A 16,457-nucleotide genomic window follows, 5' to 3' on the forward strand; every position below is an offset into this window, starting at 1 on the left:
TGTTTTGGGGGTCGGGGCCTTTGTGTGGTGGTGGGGGGCTGGGGGGGCCCAAACTGGGGGGGCATCCCCCACCCCCCCGGGGGTGGGGGGGGGGTTTTCCCCCCCCCCCACGACGGTTGGTTGGGGCGAAATCCTCCAAATTGAGACGGCGCGGGGAGGAGGTGCCCTAACCCCGACGGCGCCGGTGATCCGACGACGAGGCAAGGGCGGCAAGGAAACGACTGTCGAGCTGAACGCTCTTGGGGGCTATGGACTTTTTCGGCATGACGCGACGCCTGGGCAGGTGGCCGCCGACGGGCTGAATGAGCACCTCAAGGCTTGGCGGAACAGCCAGGGTCGCGAGTCGAGGTAACCGTTCTTAGTCGCGGCGGAGCCAGACGGCACCCAACGGCGGTACCTGGAGGGCCGCCGAGGCCACCATCCCGTGCCACGGCACGTCCTCGGCCCGTACCGCGCCCAGGTTGCCCACCCCCGACCCGCCGTAGTGGTGCGCGTCGGTGTTGAGCACCTCCTGCCACGTCCCGCCGGCCGGCAACCCGATCCGGTAGTCGTGCAGCGGCTGGGCGGAGAAGTTCGCCACGCAGACAAGCGTCGAGCCGTCCGGGGCGATCCGGACGAACGACACGGTGTTGTTGGCGACGTCGTCGCCGGCGATCCAGCGGAAGCCGGCCGGTTCGGTGTCCTGTGCCCAGAGCGCCGGGGTGTCCCGGTAGACCCGGTTGAGGTCGGCGACGAGCCGTTGCACGCCGGCGCGGGCCGGGTCGTGCAGCAGGTACCAGTCGAGGCCGCGTTCCTCGCTCCACTCCCGGTCGTCGGCCAGTTCGGAGCCCATGAAGATCAGCTGCTTGCCGGGGTGCGCCCACATGTACGCCAGCAGCGCCCGCACGTTCGCCAGTCGCTGCCAGGTGTCGCCGGGCATCTTGCCGGCCAGTGAGCCCTTGCCGTGCACCACCTCGTCGTGGCTGATCGGCAGCACGTAGTTCTCGCTCCAGGCGTACGCCAGGGAGAAGGTGAGCTGGTGGTGGTGGTGCTGGCGGTAGATCGGGTCCTTCGAGGTGTAGAGCAGGGTGTCGTGCATCCAGCCCATGTTCCACTTGAAGCCGAAGCCCAGGCCGCCCTCGGCGGTGGAGCGGGTGACGCCCGGCCAAGCGGTGGACTCCTCGGCGATCATCACGACGCCCGCGTGGTGCTTGTAGACGGTCGCGTTCACCTCCTGCATGAACGCGATGGCCTCCAGGTTCTCCCGACCGCCGTACTTGTTCGGGGCCCACTCGCCGTGGTTGCGGGAGTAGTCGAGGTAGAGCATCGAGGCGACCGCGTCGACCCGCAGCCCGTCGACGTGGAACTGGTCGCACCAGTAGAGCGCGTTGGCGACCAGGAAGTTGCGCACCTCGTTGCGGCCGAAGTCGAAGACGTACGTGCCCCAGTCGGGGTGCTCGCCGCGCCGCGGGTCGGGGTGCTCGTAGAGCGGGGTGCCGTCGAACCGGGCCAGGGCCCACTCGTCCTTGGGGAAGTGCGCGGGCACCCAGTCCAGGAGTACGCCGATGCCGGCGGCGTGCAACTGGTCGACGAGGTGGCGGAACTCGTCCGGGTCGCCGAACCGGGAGGTCGGCGCGTAGTAGCCGGTCACCTGGTAGCCCCAGGAACCGCCGAACGGGTGCTCCATCACCGGCAGGAACTCCACGTGCGTGAAGCCCAGCTCGGTGACGTACGCGGTGAGTTGTTCGGCCAGCTCGCGGTAGCCCAGGCCGGGCCGCCACGAGCCGAGGTGCACCTCGTAGACGCTCATCGGTTCCTGGTGCGGCTGCCGTTCGGCCCGCCGGGCCAGCCAGTCCGCGTCGTTCCACCGGTACGTCGAGTGGTGCACCACCGAGGCGGTGGCCGGCGGCACCTCGGCGTACGCGGCGAGGGGGTCGGCCTTGTCCCGCCACTGCCCGTCGGCGCCCAGCACCCGGTACTTGTAGCGGGCCCCGACCCGGGCGTTGGGGACGAACAGCTCCCACACCCCGCTGGAGCCGAGCGACCGCATCGGCCAGCCGTCGTCGGGGCCCCAGCCGGTGAAGTCGCCGACCACGCGCACTCCACGGGCGTTGGGCGCCCAGACGCTGAACGCCACGCCCTCGTCGAAGACCCGGGCGCCGAGCGCCTCCCACAGCCGCTCGTGCCGGCCCTCGCGGATCAGGTGCAGGTCCAGCTCACCGAGAGTCGGCGGGTAGCGGTACGGGTCGTCGTGCGTGGCGCCGTCGACCTCGACCCGGTAGTCGAGCACGGTGCCGTCGACCTGCGCCTCGAAGACACCCACGTCGTGCACGCGCTTCATGGGGTGCCGCTCGTCGCCGACAAGCAGCGTGACGTCGCCGGCACCCCGGCGCATCGTGCGGATCGTCGTCGAGGAGTCGGCGGGGTGCGCGCCGAGCAGCGCGTGCGGGTCGTGCGTCGCGCCGGAGATCAGCTGGTCCATCGGGCGTCCTTCGGGGCGGGAGCGGTCGGCGCGGAACGGGATGAGCGGGCGGCAGACGAACGGGCAGCCAGGCGGGACGCCACCGTGGCCGGCGTCGTCGTGGCCAGGGTCGTCGTGGCCGGGGCGGTCGTGGCCGGGGTCGTCGTGGCCGGGGCGGTCGTGGCCGGGGTCGTCGGCGCGGTGCCGCCAGAGAGGTCGTCCGGCACCTCGGCGAGGGTGAGGTCGGCGGGCTCGGCGCCCGCCGGCTGCGGCGCGGTCGGCGGGGTCGGGCGGCGCACGGTCAACACGTGCGCGGGTTGCAGGTACGGGTCGAGCCGGACCGCGTTGCGTTGACCCCAGTCGTAGCTGGTGCCGGTCAGCTCGTCGTGCACCGTGAACCGCTCGTGCCAGTCGAAGCCGAGCGCCGGCATGTCGAGGGTGGTGTTGCCCCACTGCACGACGCGCGGGTCGAACGAGCAGATCACGATGACCGTGTTGCCGGTCTCCGGGTCGTGCTTGGACCAGCAGAGCAGCGCCGGGTTGTCGATCTCGTGGAAGCGCAGGTTACGAAGCTGGTGCAGGGCCGGGTTGTCGTGGCGTACCCGGTTGAGGGTGGTCAGGAACGGCGCCAGCGAGCGGCCCTGCGCCTCGGCGCCGGCCCAGTCCCGGGGGCGCAGCTCGTACTTCTCGTTGTCCAGGTACTCCTCGGCGCCCGGCCGGGCCACGTGCTCGAACAGCTCGTAACCGGCGTACAGGCCCCAGGAGGGGGAGAGCAGCGCGGCCAGCACCGCCCGGATCTTGAACATCGGCGGGCCGCCGTGCTGCAACGACTCGTGCAGGATGTCCGGGGTGTTCGGCCAGAAGTTCGGCCGCATGTAGTCGGCCGCCTCGATCAGCTCCTCGCAGTACTCCCGCATCTCGGCGGCCGTCGTGCGCCAGGTGAAATAGGTGTACGACTGCGTGAAGCCGATCTTGCCGAGGCCGTGCATGATGGCGGGCCGGGTGAACGCCTCGGCCAGGAACAGCACGTCCGGGTCGACCGCCTTCACCTCGGCGATCAGCCGGTGCCAGAAGTCGAACGGCTTGGTGTGCGGGTTGTCCACCCGGAAGATCCGGATGCCCTCGCCGACCCAGTGCAGCACCACCCGCAGCACCTCGGCCCGGATGCCCTCCGGGTCGTTGTCGAAATTGACCGGGTAGATGTCCTGGTACTTCTTCGGTGGGTTCTCCGCGTACGCGATGCTGCCGTCGGCCCGGGTGGTGAACCACTCCGGGTGCTCGGTCACCCAGGGGTGGTCCGGCGCGCACTGCAACGCCAGGTCCATCGCCACCTCCAGGCCCTGTGCCGCGGCCGCCTGGATGAAGGCCCGGAAGTCCGCCGGCGTACCCAGATCGGGGTGGATCGTGTCGTGGCCGCCCTCGGCGGCGCCGATCGCCCACGGCGAGCCCACGTCGGTCGCCCCGGCGGTGAGCGCGTTGTTGCGGCCCTTGCGGTTGACCCGGCCGATGGGGTGGATCGGCGGCAGGTAGAGCACGTCGAAGCCCATGGCGGCGACACCTGGCAGCCGCTCGGTGGCGGTCGCGAAGGTGCCGGACCGGCCGCCCACCGCTCCTTCGGAGCGGGGGAAGAACTCGTACCACGCCGAGTAGAGCGCCCGCTTGCGGTCAACCCAGATCGAGTACGTGTCACCGACGGTGACCAGCTCCCGTACCGGGTGCTCCCAGAGCAGGTCGGCCAGGGCCAGCGCCGGGTCGACCCGCTGGGCCAGCGGCAGGTCGGTGTCGACAAGCGCGGTGAGCGCGTCGGCGACCCGGGGCCGGTCGGCGGTCGGGACGAGGCCCCGGGCGGCGGCGAGCACCCGCGCGCCCTCGGCCAGGTCGTTGGCCAGGTCCTCCGGCCCCTGCCCGGCGGCGATCTTCTTGGTCACCGCGTTCTGCCAGGTCAGGTACGGGTCCTGGAACGCCTCCACGGAGAAGGTCCACGAGCCGACGGCGTCCGGTGCGATGGTGGCGTGCCAGCGGTCCTGGCCGGGCTCGCCGGGGCGCATCCGGGTGAACGGCCGGCTCGCGCCGTCCGGGCCAGCCCACACCACGTTGCAGCCCAGCGCGTCGTGCCCCTCCCGGTAGGCGCGCGCCGACACCGGAACCGGCTCGTCGACCACCGCCTTGGCCGGGTATCGCCCGCACGAGACGACGGGGGAGACGTCTTCGATCGGGAACCGTCCAGTCACCCCGCCAACCTACTGCGCGAGATCCGTTCGCGCGCGGCCAAGCCCGCCGGTCCGCCCCACGCCCCCGGGTAGCCCAGCAAGATCCGCGCACTTTCGGGAAAGCTGCTGCCTCACGGCGTCGTCCACGCAGCAACTTCCCCGAAGTTGTGCGGATCTTCGCGGTGCCGGCGAGGTGACCTCAGGCGGAGTGTCCCCGGTCGGAGGGAGGCCCGGCGCCCCAGCCGGTGTTCGTCGCCCGCCAGGACGGCCAACCGTGCGGCCACGTGTCGGGCCAGTTGTCGATTCGGCCGGCCGGCACGATCCCAGTGGGGCTGAGCGCGTCTCGGACGACCCGATCGGCGACCTCGCCGATCTCCACCGCGGTCAGCGGCGCCCACCAGCCGAACCGCTCGAGCGCTCCGTCGACCACAGCCTGCGCCTCTTCCGACGGTATGCCGGCTGCGGTGAGGAACCACTGCAGGGTGACCCGGCAGTTCCCCTGCCAGCCGTCGTCGTCGACGACGGGGGTGGCGGCGAATGTCATCAGCTGTGCGACGGCGACCTCAAAGGCGGCGACGACATCCGCCGCGCCGGCGGCCCGCCTCGGATCGACCGACGGCAGAAGGTGGTCGAAACGCTCAGCCAGGCTCTCCAACCAGTGCCGCCAGGCCAGTAGCGAGTCGGCGACGAACGTCGGCGCGTCGGCTGGCGCCGGGATGCGGTCGGTCACGAAGCCCACATGCTCCCGCTCCCAAGGGCCCCAGTGCCAGCGGTAGGCCCACGGGCCGTACCGGTCGGACAGGAGCACGCTGACGGACTCGACCCAGGCGGAGGCTTCTGAATACCCGGCCCACCCATCGTCGCGGGTCGGCTGCGGAGGCGGCGGAGGCACCAACGTCCGGACCGCCGCCGACATCTCGACCGGGTCGAACGGGTACCGCGCCGGATCGACGTCCGCCCACGTCGCGAGAAGATGTCTCAACCCGTCGTCCGCCATGGCTCAGCATCGTGGCAGGCGGCCAACCCAGCGTCGAGCGAGTACCCGCGAGCGGTGGCCCAGGGGGCGACGGTGGTGCTGGCTCTGGTGCTGCCGGCTGTGACGGTGCGGTCTTCGGTGTCGGGGGTGCGGCGGTACGGAAGCTGGTCGCGGTCGTGTGGCGGTCCGCCGACGCACCGGCCGGCCTGGCCCAGCTCGCCGCCACCCTCCGCGACACGTGACGCGCGCCGTGGGCAGCGGATAGCTCCGTCGCTGGCTATCTGCGGAGGTGGTAGTGGTTGCGGCGGGGGACCTGTTCGGGGTCGAGCCAGGCGGGTGGCACGAATTCGGGGTGGCCGTCGCCGCCGAGTCGAACAGCCCAGTCGCCGCTGTGCAGGTGTCGGTGGTGGTGGCCGCAGAGCAGCACGGCGTTGTCGAGGCTGGTGGTGCCGCCCTCGGCCCAGTGCTTGATGTGGTGGCCGTCGCACCAGCGCGGCGGGCGGTCGCAGCCCGGGAACGCGCAACCCCGGTCGCGCAGCACCAGGGCGCGGCGTAGCGGCCCGTTGATGAGGCGGCGTTGCCGGCCGACGTCGAGTGGTTGACCGTTGCCGCCGAGCACTGCGGGCAGGATCGCCGCGTCGCAGGCCAGGCGGCGCACGGCCTCGGGCGTGAGGTGTAGGCCGGTGTCGAGAGCGCCGGTGCCCAACTGGCGGGTCAGCCCGTCGTAGCTGGTGGTGACGACGACCTGGGCGAGGTCACCGCCGTTCCCGGGTAGCTCACCGGTGCGCAGCGCGAGCCGGCACACGTCGGCCAGGGCGTCGTGGCGGCGTTGGCCCGGGGTGCGGGTGTCGTCGGGCCCGCCGGCGGTGGCGTGGACGGTGCCGACCGTGGAGGCGATGACCCGGACCTGCTCCACGTCGACCGCCCCGCCGGCCAACGCGTCCCGCACTCCCGGCGGCGCGGTGTCGAGGGTGGCGGCCAGCTCGACCAGACGACGGGCGACACCGACGCCGAGGCGTAACCGGTCACGCAGCCACACCGCTGTCGAGGACGCGCCCTGGGCCGTCGCGGTGCCTCGGCCATCCAGCTCCCGCACCAGGGTCAACTTGACCGCCGCCAGGCGCTGCTCCAGGCGATGCGTCGCATCCAAGGCTGCCACGAGATCCCGCTCGGTGGCAGCCCAGGCGGCCGTGTCGAAGCAGGCCGCCACCGCGGCCTCGGCCTGCTCCAACGCATCGATCACCGGCAAAGACTAGAACAGGTGTACGACACTTCCCGGTGCGGAAGTGACGTAGCCTCCCGCCATGACCGAACGGGTGAGAGTCGCGGTTGTCGGTGTCGGTAACAACACGTCCGCGTTGGTGCAGGGGCTTGCCCTCTACCGCCAGAGCGGCAGCCTGGTCGGAATCCGCAGGCCGATGATCGACGGGCTCGGGGTGGGCGACATCGACGTGGTGGCGGCCTTCGCCACCTCCGAGGAGAAGATCGGTCGGGACCTGACCGAGGCGATCTTCCTGGCGCCCAACAACTTCCCCCGGCTGAACTGCGACCTGCCCGAAGCGGGTGTGCCGGTCACGAAGGGCCTGGTCGACGCGACCGAGGTGCGGCGGGTGGCGGCGGCGCTGGCAGGGGCGGAGGTGCTGCTCTACTCGGCGCCGAGTGGCCGGCCGGAGACCGCCCAGGCGTACGCCGCGGCAGCCCACGCGGCGGGCGTCGCCTTCATCAACACCACCTCCGACCCGGTCGCCCGCGATCCACGGCTGCTGGCGAGCTTCGAGGCGGCCGGTCTGCCGCTGCTCGGCGACGACCTGGCCAGCCAGTTCGGCACCTCGGTGCTGCACAACGCGCTGCTGCGGCTCCTAAAGGAGCGGGGCCTCACCCTGGTCAGCTCCTACCAGGTCAATCTGGGCGGCACCGAAGACTTCCGCAACCTGGTCGAGAACCCCAACACCAAGAAGCAGTCCAAGCTCAACGCCCTGTCGGCGGCTGGCAGCGTCGAGGTGGCCCCGCTCGGATACATGCCGCATCTCGCGTCGCAGAAGGTGGCTCACCTCAACCTTGAGGCCCAGGGTTGGGGTGAGACCTCGGTGAGCCTCGACGTGAAGCTGAAGGTGCACGACCCGAGTGGTGCCGCCGGCGTCAACATCGACCTCATCCGCATCGCCGCCAGCGCGCTACGGAACGGGCGTGGTGGTCATGCTGCCGAGGCGGCGTCGTTGCTCAAGTCGCCGCCGGGAACGGCGATCTGAACTTTGTCTCCCTCAGGCCGCGCCGACGGAGCGGTAGACCTCCAGCGTCTGCCGGGCGATGGCGTCCCAGGAGAAGTGCTGCACCGCGCGCCGCCGGCCGGCCAGGCCGAACCGCTCGGTGCGCGCCGGGTCCCCCAGCAGGGTGTTGATCGCGGCCGCGAGGTCGGCCACGAAGCGGTCCGGGTCCAGGGGGGTGCCGGAGCCGTCGGTGGCCTGCTCGATCGGCACCAGCAGGCCCGTCTCGTCGTCGGCCACGACCTCGGGGATGCCGCCGGTCGCGGTCGCCACCACGGCCGTCTCGCAGGCCATCGCCTCCAGGTTGACGATGCCCATCGGCTCGTAGACCGACGGGCAGACGAAGACCGTGGCGTGCGTGAGCACCTGGATCACCTCGGGCTTGGGCAGCATCTCGGCCACCCAGACCACGCCAGAGCGGTTGGCCCGCAACTCGGCGACCAACTCCTCCACCTCGGCGGCGATCTCGGCGGTGTCCGGTGCGCCGGCGAGCAGGACGAGCTGGGTGTCGGCCGGCAGCTCCCGGGCGGCCCGCAGCAGGTACGGCAGCCCCTTCTGCCGGGTGATCCTGCCCACGTAGACCACGCTCGGGCGGGACGGGTCGACGCCGAGCCGGTCGAGCACGTCGGTGCCCTGATCAGGGGCGTACTGGATGGTGTCGATGCCGTTGTAGACCACCCGGACCCGGTCGGGGTCGATCTGCGGGTACGCGGTGAGCACGTCGTTGCGCATCCCGCCGCTGACCGCGATCACCGCGTCGGCGGCCTCCATCGCGGTGCGCTCGATCCAGGAGGAGAGCGCGTAACCGCCGCCGAGCTGCTCGGCCTTCCACGGCCGCAGCGGCTCCAGGCTGTGTGCGGTCACCACGTGCGGCACCCCGTGCAGCAGCTTCGCGGTGTGGCCGGCCAGGTTCGCGTACCAGGTGTGGCTGTGCACCACGTCGGTCCCGGCCGCGCCGGCGGCCATCTCCAGGTCCACGCCCATCGTGCGCAGCGCGGCGTTCGCGCCGGTCAGGCCGGGTGGTTCGGCGTACGCGGTGACGCCCGGCTCGGTGCGCGGCAGGCCGAAACAGTGCACCCGTACGTCGGCGAGGCGGCGCAACTCCCGAGCCAGGTACTCGACGTGCACGCCCGCGCCGCCGTAGACCTCCGGTGGGTACTCGCGGGTGAGAAGGTCAACGCGTAGAGGGGTGCGTTCCGTCATGACCTCGCACCCTAGTGCAGAAGACTCCCCGTACGAGTGGTGAAGTGCGACGCGGGTGGATAGCGTCGGGGCATGGCTGCCAAGGTGCTCGCGATCGTCCTGGCGGGTGGGGAGGGCAAGCGCCTGATGCCACTCACCACGGATCGGGCCAAGCCGGCCGTCCCGTTCGGCGGGATGTACCGCATGGTCGACTTCGTCCTCTCCAACCTGGCCAACGCCGGCTATCTCAAGATCGTCGTGCTGACCCAGTACAAGTCCCACTCCCTCGACCGGCACATCACCAAGACCTGGCGGATGTCCACGCTGCTCGGCAACTACGTGACCCCGGTGCCCGCGCAACAGCGTCGCGGCCCGTGGTGGTTCGCCGGCTCGGCCGACGCCATCTACCAGAGCTTCAACCTCATCAACGACGAGCAGCCCGACTACGTGATCGTCTTCGGCGCCGACCACATCTACCGGATGGACCCCCGGCAGATGGTGGAGGACCACATCGCCTCCGGCGCGGCGGTGACCGTCGCCGGCATCCGCCAGCCGCTGTCGATGGCCGACCAGTTCGGCGTCATCGAGGTCGGCGACGACGGCAAGCGGATCCGGGCGTTCCGCGAGAAGCCCACCGACGCGGTCGGCCTGCCCGACGCACCGGACGAGATCTACGCCTCGATGGGCAACTACGTCTTCACCACCCGGGCGCTCTGCGAGGCGGTCGAGCGCGACGCCGAAGACAAGACCAGCAAGCACGACATGGGCGGCAGCATCATCCCGATGCTCGTCGAGCGCGGCGAGGCGAACGTCTACGACTTCCGCGACAACGAGGTGCCGGGCAGCACCGACCGCGACCGCGGTTACTGGCGTGACGTGGGAACGCTCGACTCGTTCTACGACGCGCACATGGATCTGATCAACGTGCACCCCGTCTTCAACATGTACAACTTCGACTGGCCGATCTACACCGAGCAGCCGCCGTGGCCGCCGGCGAAGTTCGTCCACCAGTGGGGTGAGCGGGTCGGCCGGGCGGTCGGCTCGATGGTCTCCCCGGGTGTGGTGATCTCCGGTTCGCTGGTGGAGAACTCGATCGTGTCGCCGAAGGTGCGGGTGCACTCCTGGGCGCACGTCGAGGGCTCGGTGCTGATGGAGGGTGTGGAGATCGGCCGGCACGCCGTGGTCCGGCGGGCCATCCTGGACAAGAACGTGTTCGTCCCGGAGGGCGCCGAGATCGGCGTCGACCTGGAGAAGGACCGGCAGCGCTACACCGTCTCCGACAACGGCATCGTGGTGATCGGCAAGGGCCAGAAGGTCGAGCCGTGACCGACAGGTACTCCCCGAGGAGGTTCCCGCAGTGACCCACCCCCGTGCCGGCCAGCCCGCCGAGCCCGCCGACCTGGTCGACGTGCCGCGCCTGGTGACCGCCTACTACGCCGAGCATCCGGATCCCGCGGACCCGGCGCAGCAGGTGTCGTTCGGCACCTCCGGCCACCGCGGCTCCAGCCTGCGCAACGCGTTCAACTCCGACCACATCCTGGCGGTCACCCAGGCGCTCTGCGACTACCGACGCGAGCAAGGGCTGGACGGGCCGCTCTTCCTCGCCCGGGACACCCACGCGCTCTCCGCGCCGGCCGCGGTGGACGCCCTGGAGGTGCTCGCCGCCAACGGGGTCACCGTGCTGGTGGACAGCCGCGACGGCTACACCCCGACCCCGGCGCTGTCGCACGCGATCCTCACGCACAACCGGGGGCGCACCAGCGGGCTCGCCGACGGCATCGTGATCACCCCGTCGCACAACCCGCCCGACGACGGTGGTTTCAAGTACAACCCCACCAACGGCGGGCCGGCCGACACCGACGTGACCCGGTGGATCCAGGACCGGGCCAACACCATCCTCGCCGCCGGGCTCAAGGAGGTCCGTCGGATCACCTACGCGCGGGCGCGGGCCGCCGACACCACCGGGGAGTACGACTTCCTCGCCAACTACGTCGACGACCTGCCCGCGGCGATCGACATCGACGCGATCCGCGACGCGGGGATCCGGATCGGCGCGGACCCGCTGGGCGGGGCGAGCGTGGCGTACTGGGGTGAGATCGCCGAGCGTCACGGGCTGGACCTGACCGTGGTCAACCCGACGGTCGACCCGACCTGGCGGTTCATGACCCTGGACGGCGACGGCAAGATCCGGATGGACTGCTCCTCTCCGAACGCGATGGCGTCGCTGATCGCCGCACGGGCCGACTACCAGATCTCCACCGGCAACGACGCCGACGCCGACCGGCACGGCATCGTCACCCCGGACGCCGGGCTGATGAACCCCAACCACTACCTGGCGGTGGCGATCCGTCACCTGTTCCGCACCCGCACCGAGTGGGGGCCGGACGCCGCGGTGGGCAAGACCCTGGTCTCCTCGTCGATGATCGACCGGGTCGCCGCCGACCTGGGTCGGCCGCTGCTGGAGGTGCCGGTCGGCTTCAAGTGGTTCGTCCCCGGCCTGCTGGACGGCGCGGTCGGCTTCGGCGGCGAGGAGAGCGCCGGGGCGTCGTTCCTGCGCCGCGACGGCTCGACCTGGACCACCGACAAGGACGGCCTGCTGCTCTGTCTGCTCGCCGCCGAGATCCAGGCCACCACCGGGCGCAGCCCGAGCGAGCACTGGGCGGAGTTGGCCGAGCGCTTCGGCGCGCCCGCGTACGCCCGGATCGACGCCCCGGCCACCCGGGAGCAGAAGGCCGTGCTCGGCAAGCTCTCCCCGGAGCAGGTCACCGCCACCGAACTCGCCGGTGAGCCGATCACCGCGACGCTGACCACGGCCCCCGGCAACAACGCCCCGATCGGCGGCCTCAAGGTCAGCACGAAGTCCGGCTGGTTCGCCGCAAGGCCCTCCGGCACGGAGGACGTCTACAAGATCTACGCCGAGTCCTTCCAGGGCCCCGACCACCTCAAGAAGATCCAAGAGGAAGCCAAAGCCCTGGTAGATCAAGCCCTAGCCTCCTAACCCCCACACCCACCCCGGGCCCCGCCCTCACCCGCGTTGATCATGGGGTTAGCGGGCTTGTCGATCTCCAGATGCCCCGCCAACCTCATGATCAACTGGGACGGTGGGGGGTGCGGGCGGGTGGGGTGGGGGTTAGCAGGGTGGGGGGATTTCTTGTTGGGCGCGTCGTCGTAGTTCTTCGGGGAGGAGCTCGCGGAGCTGCTCCGGGAGGAAGGGCAGGTCCAGCAGGGTCATCTTCAACTGGTTGCGTTCCTGGTAGCGCAGCGGGTCGAAGCGGACCACCAGGCCGGCGTTGCGGCGGTAGGTGATGTCCACGGCCCCCTCCGTCGCCGCGTCGCGGAACACCAGCCCGTCCATCTCCACCACCACCGGCGATGACTCGGGTCGTAGCTCCAGCCGGATCTTCTCGTCCGGCGAGAGCACCACCGACCGGGAGATGCCGGCCATCGGCGCCGACGGCGTGATCACCACCGAGTCGGCGGCGGGGGAGATCAGCGGTCCACCAGCGGCGTAGCTGTACGCCGTCGAGCCGATCGGGGTGCTGACCACCACGGCGTCGCTGCGGTAGTAGCCGTACTGCTGGTCGTCGATGGAGAGGGTGACGCTGACGAAGCCGGACCCGGGTTGGCGGACCAGCGCGATGTCGTTGAACGCCACGACGTCGTCACCGCACACGTCGCAGGCGAGGCAGGCGTGCGACTCGACGGTGAAGTCCTTCGACAGCAGCCGGCTCAGCGCGTCCGGCAGCTCCGGCGGCTCGATCTCGACGAGGAACCCCAGATGACCCAGGTGTACGCCGAGCACCGGCTTCGGGTCGCGGATGGCGGAGCGCAGCGCACCCAGCATGGTGCCGTCGCCGCCGATGCTGATCAACGCGTTGGCGCGCGCGGCGACCTCCTCCGCCGGCACCGGTTGGACGCAGGACGATACGCGGTGCTGGTCCTCCTCGCGCACCATCAGCGTCTTGTGGTGGCGCTTCGCCCAGCGCTCGATGATTTCGACCACCTCGGTGACATCCCGGGTGGGGTGCAGCACAAGTCCCAGCCCCGACACCCGTACAGCCCATCACATCGGTGACGGGCGCACCGGGCGTACACCGAAGGTGTGCCGACACGTCGAAGACGCGCCGTGGGGCGTACGACGTGTCGGCCGTGGTCGGTCAGGACCGGAGCGGCGCTCGGGAGTTCCGTCACCTCGGCTCGACGGGATCGTTACGGAGGTGTTTGGTCCGGTGACGCTGGGCCATTTTCTCCGCCGATTGCTCCGTAAGTGAGGTCGACAGGTGCCGAGTCGCGTTCGCACCATGATCCGCAGGGTCCAGGACCACCTCGCCGGCTCCCGTGATCCTGAGGCGTTCGCCCGTTCACTCGGTGTGAAGCTGAACGGTCGGGTCAAGTTCTACGCGGTGAACCGGGCGATGTTCGGGTCCGAGCCCTGGTTGATCACCATGGGGGACAACGTCTACATCACCGCCGGGGTCCAGTTCGTGACGCATGACGGGGGCACACTGATCCTCCGCAAGGACCATCCCGAGCTGGACTGGACGGCCCCGATCACCATCGGCAATGACGTCTACATCGGCATGCGGTCGATGATCCTGGCCGGGGTCAACATCGGTAACAGGTGCGTGATCGGCGCCGGTTCGATCGTGACCCGCGACATCCCGGACAACACCGTGGCGGCCGGAGTGCCGGCTCGCCCGTTGCGCACCACCGACGAGTACCTGGCGCAGTTGCAGGCCAAGTCGCTGGGCGTCGGGCACCTCGCGGTCCAGGCGAAGCACGAGGCGATCAAGAGGATCTACGGGGTCACGACGGTCTGACGCCGCCGACGCCCGCCGGGCCGCGATTTCGGCATCTTCCGGTACAGACGCACCGTTACTGCACCCTGGCCTCGCTCGATGTACAGGTGGTCGGTCCATTCACCGAGAGGTTGTCGATGCGCATTCTGATCACTGGCGGGGCCGGTTTCATCGGTTCGAACCTGGCCCGCGCCGCGTTGGTCGATCCCGCGGTGAAGGAGGTGACCGTCCTCGACGACCTGTCGGTCGGGCTGCGTGGCAACCTCGACGGGCTCGACGTCGACTTCGTCGAGGGGTCGATCCTGGATCCCCGTGCGCTGGACGCCGCGATGGCCGGACGGGAGGCCGTCGTCCATCTGGCGGCGCTGCCCAGCGTGCCGCGTTCGCTGAGCGACCCGCTCGCCTCGCACCACGCGAACGCGACGGGCACGCTCATGGTCCTCGAGGCGGCGCGACGACACGACGTCGGCCATGTTCTGGTCGCCTCGTCCTCGTCGGTCTACGGCATGAACCCTGCGCTGCCGAAGGAGGAGCTGACCTGGACCCGGCCGATGAGCCCCTACGCCGCCAGCAAGCTCGCCACCGAGGCGTACGCCCTCGCCCACCAGGCTTCGTTCGGTCTGCCGACGCTGGCCTTCCGGTTCTTCAACGTGTTCGGTCCCGGGCAGCGGCATGACCATGCCTACGCCGCGGTGATCCCCCGGTTCGTCCACGGGGCCCTGCGGGGGGAGCCCGTCCTGCTGCACGGCGACGGCACCCAGTCCCGCGACTTCACCTTCGTCGGCACGGTGTGCGAGGTCATCCTCGACGCGCTGCGCCGGCGCGTGCACCACCCGCACCCGGTCAACCTCGCCTTCGGGGCGCGGGCCAGCCTGCTGCAGGTGCTGGACGAACTCACCGAGTTGCTGGACCGTCCGATCGCCCGCGAGTACGCGCCGCCCCGCGTCGGGGATGTCCCCCACTCGCTGGCCGACAACACCACGCTGCGGGAGCTGTTCCCGGAGGTCGTGCCGATCGCTCGTACCGACGGTCTCCGGGCGACGATCGAGTGGATGGCCGGGCTGTTACACGTCGAACACACCGGACAGCGGTGACCCAGAAGTCAACGAGCAGGGTGAAGCGGGCAGAACTCACCGCCGACCCGCCCCTACCACCCCCCGACCCCGGCCCACCGGCCGCGCCGGAGGTCGCACCCGGACGGGGCCTGCTGCGGGTCCTGCCCGCGGGGCGCGACCACCGGCTCAGCGTGGACATCGCCACCTCCCTGGTCGCCAAGGGGGTCGGTCTCGCCGCACCGCTGGTCATCACCCCCGCGTGCTTCCGTTATCTGGGCGACCAGCGCTACGGCCTGTGGATGGCGATCACCGCGCTCACCGGGATGGCCTGGTTCGCCGACCTGGGGCTCGGCAACGGCCTGCTCACCCGACTCAGTCTCCTCGCCGACGACCCTCGTCAGGGGGCGCGGGAGATCTCCAGCGCGTACGCCACGCTCGGCGTGGTCTCGGTGGCGCTGCTGTCCGGTCTTGTGCTGGTCGAGCCCCTGGTGCCCTGGGCCCGGGTCTTCGGCGTCACCGACCCCACCATCGCCGCGGAAGCGTCGACCCTGACCCTGCTCTGCTTCGGGGCCTTCGCGATCAACATCCCGCTCTCCCTGATCCAGCGGATCCAGTACGCTCGCGCGGAGGTCACCCGGAGCAATGCCTGGCAGGCCGCCGGGGCCCTGGCCTCGATGGCGGCCGTGCTCGCCGCGATCGCCGCCGGGAGTGGTCCGCTGACGGTGATCGCCTGCGCCGTGGTGGCCGTCCCGCTGACCAACATGATCAACACCCTCGTCTACTTCTGGCGCCAGGAGTCCACCGCGCGACCGCGACCCGGGCTGGTGCACCGGGCCACGGCGGTGGGGCTGCTCCGGCTGGGCCTCCAGTTCTTCGCGCTCTCGGCGATGTCGTCGATCGCGCTGAACGTGGACAGCCCGCTGGTCGCACACGTCCTCGGGCTCAGCGTCGCCGCGTACTACGCGGTCGTCGGGAAGCTCTTCGGCGTCCTCGCACTGTTCGTCGCGCTGGTCGGGATGACGGTCTGGCCGGCGAACGGGGCCGCCCTCGCTCGTGGCGACATCGCCTGGGTACGCCGGACCACCCGACGGATGGTGCTGCTCAACGGTCTGATCGTGGGAACGGCCGGGCTCGCGCTGGTCGTCCTCGGCCATCGGCTGCTCGACCTGTGGGTGGGTGGGGTCGACGTGGCGGTGGTGCCGGTCGCCGTCCTGGCCGGGCTTGCGCTCTGGTCGTTCCTGGTGGCGATCGCGTCCCCGCTGCTTCTCGTTCAGAACAGCATCGGCCTGCTCCGCCCGCAGTTCGTCGGCTGGATGGCCTTCCTGCTGCTGGCCACCGCGCTGAAGTTCGCAGGGCTGCGTGAGTTCGGGCTGGTGGCCCTGCCGGTGGCTGGCTGCCTGGCCTACCTGCTAACCATCTGGCCCGCCGCCATCGTCGGTTACCGGCGCGCGCTGGCCAGGTCCGACCGTGCCGCCACGCCCAGCGGGTCCGAGGTGGCGGTGTGACCGTCCGCCGTGCAGGCCGGCGGGGA

Annotated in this window: 12 protein-coding genes; 6 read left to right on the top strand and 6 right to left on the bottom strand. The window is 70.7% G+C overall.

Features of this window, described 5'->3' with window-relative positions; translation table 11 throughout:
* Positions 1-358: 358 nt before the first annotated feature.
* The 4 genes from glgB to ACIBD9_RS11455 form a co-directional block, all read right to left on the bottom strand.
* On the bottom strand, positions 359-2,461 hold the full coding sequence (glgB, locus tag ACIBD9_RS11440) for a 1,4-alpha-glucan branching protein GlgB (protein WP_396716718.1): 2,103 nt from the start codon (positions 2,459-2,461) through the stop codon (positions 359-361).
* On the bottom strand, positions 2,449-4,671 hold the full coding sequence (locus ACIBD9_RS11445; RefSeq protein WP_396716720.1) for a maltotransferase domain-containing protein: 2,223 nt from the start codon (positions 4,669-4,671) through the stop codon (positions 2,449-2,451). The genes glgB and ACIBD9_RS11445 overlap by 13 nt, the downstream gene beginning before the upstream one ends.
* A 178-nt stretch (positions 4,672-4,849) precedes the next feature.
* Positions 4,850-5,647 (bottom strand): hypothetical protein, encoded by a 798-nt coding sequence (locus tag ACIBD9_RS11450; protein WP_396716722.1) that lies wholly within the window; start codon positions 5,645-5,647, stop codon positions 4,850-4,852.
* 256 nt (positions 5,648-5,903) lie between these two features.
* Complete coding sequence (locus tag ACIBD9_RS11455) at positions 5,904-6,869, bottom strand: DUF222 domain-containing protein (protein WP_396716724.1); 966 nt, start codon at positions 6,867-6,869, stop codon at positions 5,904-5,906.
* A 61-nt stretch (positions 6,870-6,930) separates the two neighbouring features.
* On the opposite strand from ACIBD9_RS11455, the gene ACIBD9_RS11460 reads away from it, so the two are divergent.
* A complete protein-coding gene (locus tag ACIBD9_RS11460) occupies positions 6,931-7,875 on the top strand; it encodes an inositol-3-phosphate synthase (protein WP_396716726.1) in 945 nt (314 codons plus the stop codon).
* A gap of 12 nt (positions 7,876-7,887) precedes the next feature.
* Here ACIBD9_RS11460 and glgA read toward each other — a convergent pair whose 3' ends face one another.
* Complete coding sequence (glgA, locus tag ACIBD9_RS11465; RefSeq protein WP_396716728.1) at positions 7,888-9,093, bottom strand: glycogen synthase; 1,206 nt, start codon at positions 9,091-9,093, stop codon at positions 7,888-7,890.
* A 72-nt stretch (positions 9,094-9,165) separates the two neighbouring features.
* Here glgA and glgC point away from each other — a divergent pair, with 72 nt between their 5' ends.
* Positions 9,166-10,398 (top strand): glucose-1-phosphate adenylyltransferase, encoded by a 1,233-nt coding sequence (gene glgC, locus ACIBD9_RS11470; protein ID WP_238658614.1) that lies wholly within the window; start codon positions 9,166-9,168, stop codon positions 10,396-10,398.
* 31 nt (positions 10,399-10,429) lie between these two features.
* Positions 10,430-12,070: a phosphoglucomutase (alpha-D-glucose-1,6-bisphosphate-dependent) gene (gene pgm, locus ACIBD9_RS11475; protein ID WP_396716730.1), complete on the top strand. Its 1,641-nt coding sequence runs from the start codon at positions 10,430-10,432 to the stop codon at positions 12,068-12,070.
* A 132-nt stretch (positions 12,071-12,202) separates the two neighbouring features.
* Here the strand turns inward: pgm and ACIBD9_RS11480 are convergent, their stop codons facing one another.
* The gene (locus ACIBD9_RS11480; RefSeq protein ID WP_396717165.1) at positions 12,203-13,114 is read right to left on the bottom strand and encodes an NAD(+)/NADH kinase; all 912 of its coding nucleotides are present in this window, start codon (positions 13,112-13,114) and stop codon (positions 12,203-12,205) included.
* Positions 13,115-13,373: 259 nt separating this feature from the next.
* On the opposite strand from ACIBD9_RS11480, the gene ACIBD9_RS11485 reads away from it, so the two are divergent.
* The 3 genes from ACIBD9_RS11485 (at position 13,374) to ACIBD9_RS11495 (ending at position 16,431) form a co-directional block, all read left to right on the top strand.
* On the top strand, positions 13,374-13,892 hold the full coding sequence (locus ACIBD9_RS11485; RefSeq protein WP_396716732.1) for a DapH/DapD/GlmU-related protein: 519 nt from the start codon (positions 13,374-13,376) through the stop codon (positions 13,890-13,892).
* Between the two features lie 116 nt (positions 13,893-14,008).
* Positions 14,009-14,965, top strand: coding sequence for an NAD-dependent epimerase/dehydratase family protein (locus ACIBD9_RS11490; RefSeq protein WP_396716733.1), 957 nt, complete (start codon positions 14,009-14,011; stop codon positions 14,963-14,965).
* 20 nt (positions 14,966-14,985) lie between these two features.
* Positions 14,986-16,431 (top strand): lipopolysaccharide biosynthesis protein, encoded by a 1,446-nt coding sequence (locus ACIBD9_RS11495; RefSeq protein WP_396716735.1) that lies wholly within the window; start codon positions 14,986-14,988, stop codon positions 16,429-16,431.
* Positions 16,432-16,457: the final 26 nt, after the last annotated feature.

Source organism: Micromonospora sp. NPDC050784 (assembly GCF_044456765.1).
In the GTDB taxonomy this organism is placed as follows: domain Bacteria; phylum Actinomycetota; class Actinomycetes; order Mycobacteriales; family Micromonosporaceae; genus Micromonospora; species Micromonospora foliorum.

Bases quoted from the DNA above. Each gene is read 5' to 3' on its own strand.
- glgB (WP_396716718.1), bottom strand. From the start codon at position 2,461: ATGGACCAGCTGATCTCCGGCGCGACGCACGACCCGCACGCGCTGCTC.
- ACIBD9_RS11450 (WP_396716722.1), bottom strand. From the start codon at position 5,647: ATGGCGGACGACGGGTTGAGACATCTTCTCGCGACGTGGGCGGACGTC.
- ACIBD9_RS11460 (WP_396716726.1), top strand. From the start codon at position 6,931: ATGACCGAACGGGTGAGAGTCGCGGTTGTCGGTGTCGGTAACAACACG.
- glgA (WP_396716728.1), bottom strand. From the start codon at position 9,093: ATGACGGAACGCACCCCTCTACGCGTTGACCTTCTCACCCGCGAGTAC.
- glgC (WP_238658614.1), top strand. From the start codon at position 9,166: ATGGCTGCCAAGGTGCTCGCGATCGTCCTGGCGGGTGGGGAGGGCAAG.
- ACIBD9_RS11485 (WP_396716732.1), top strand. From the start codon at position 13,374: ATGATCCGCAGGGTCCAGGACCACCTCGCCGGCTCCCGTGATCCTGAG.
- ACIBD9_RS11490 (WP_396716733.1), top strand. From the start codon at position 14,009: ATGCGCATTCTGATCACTGGCGGGGCCGGTTTCATCGGTTCGAACCTG.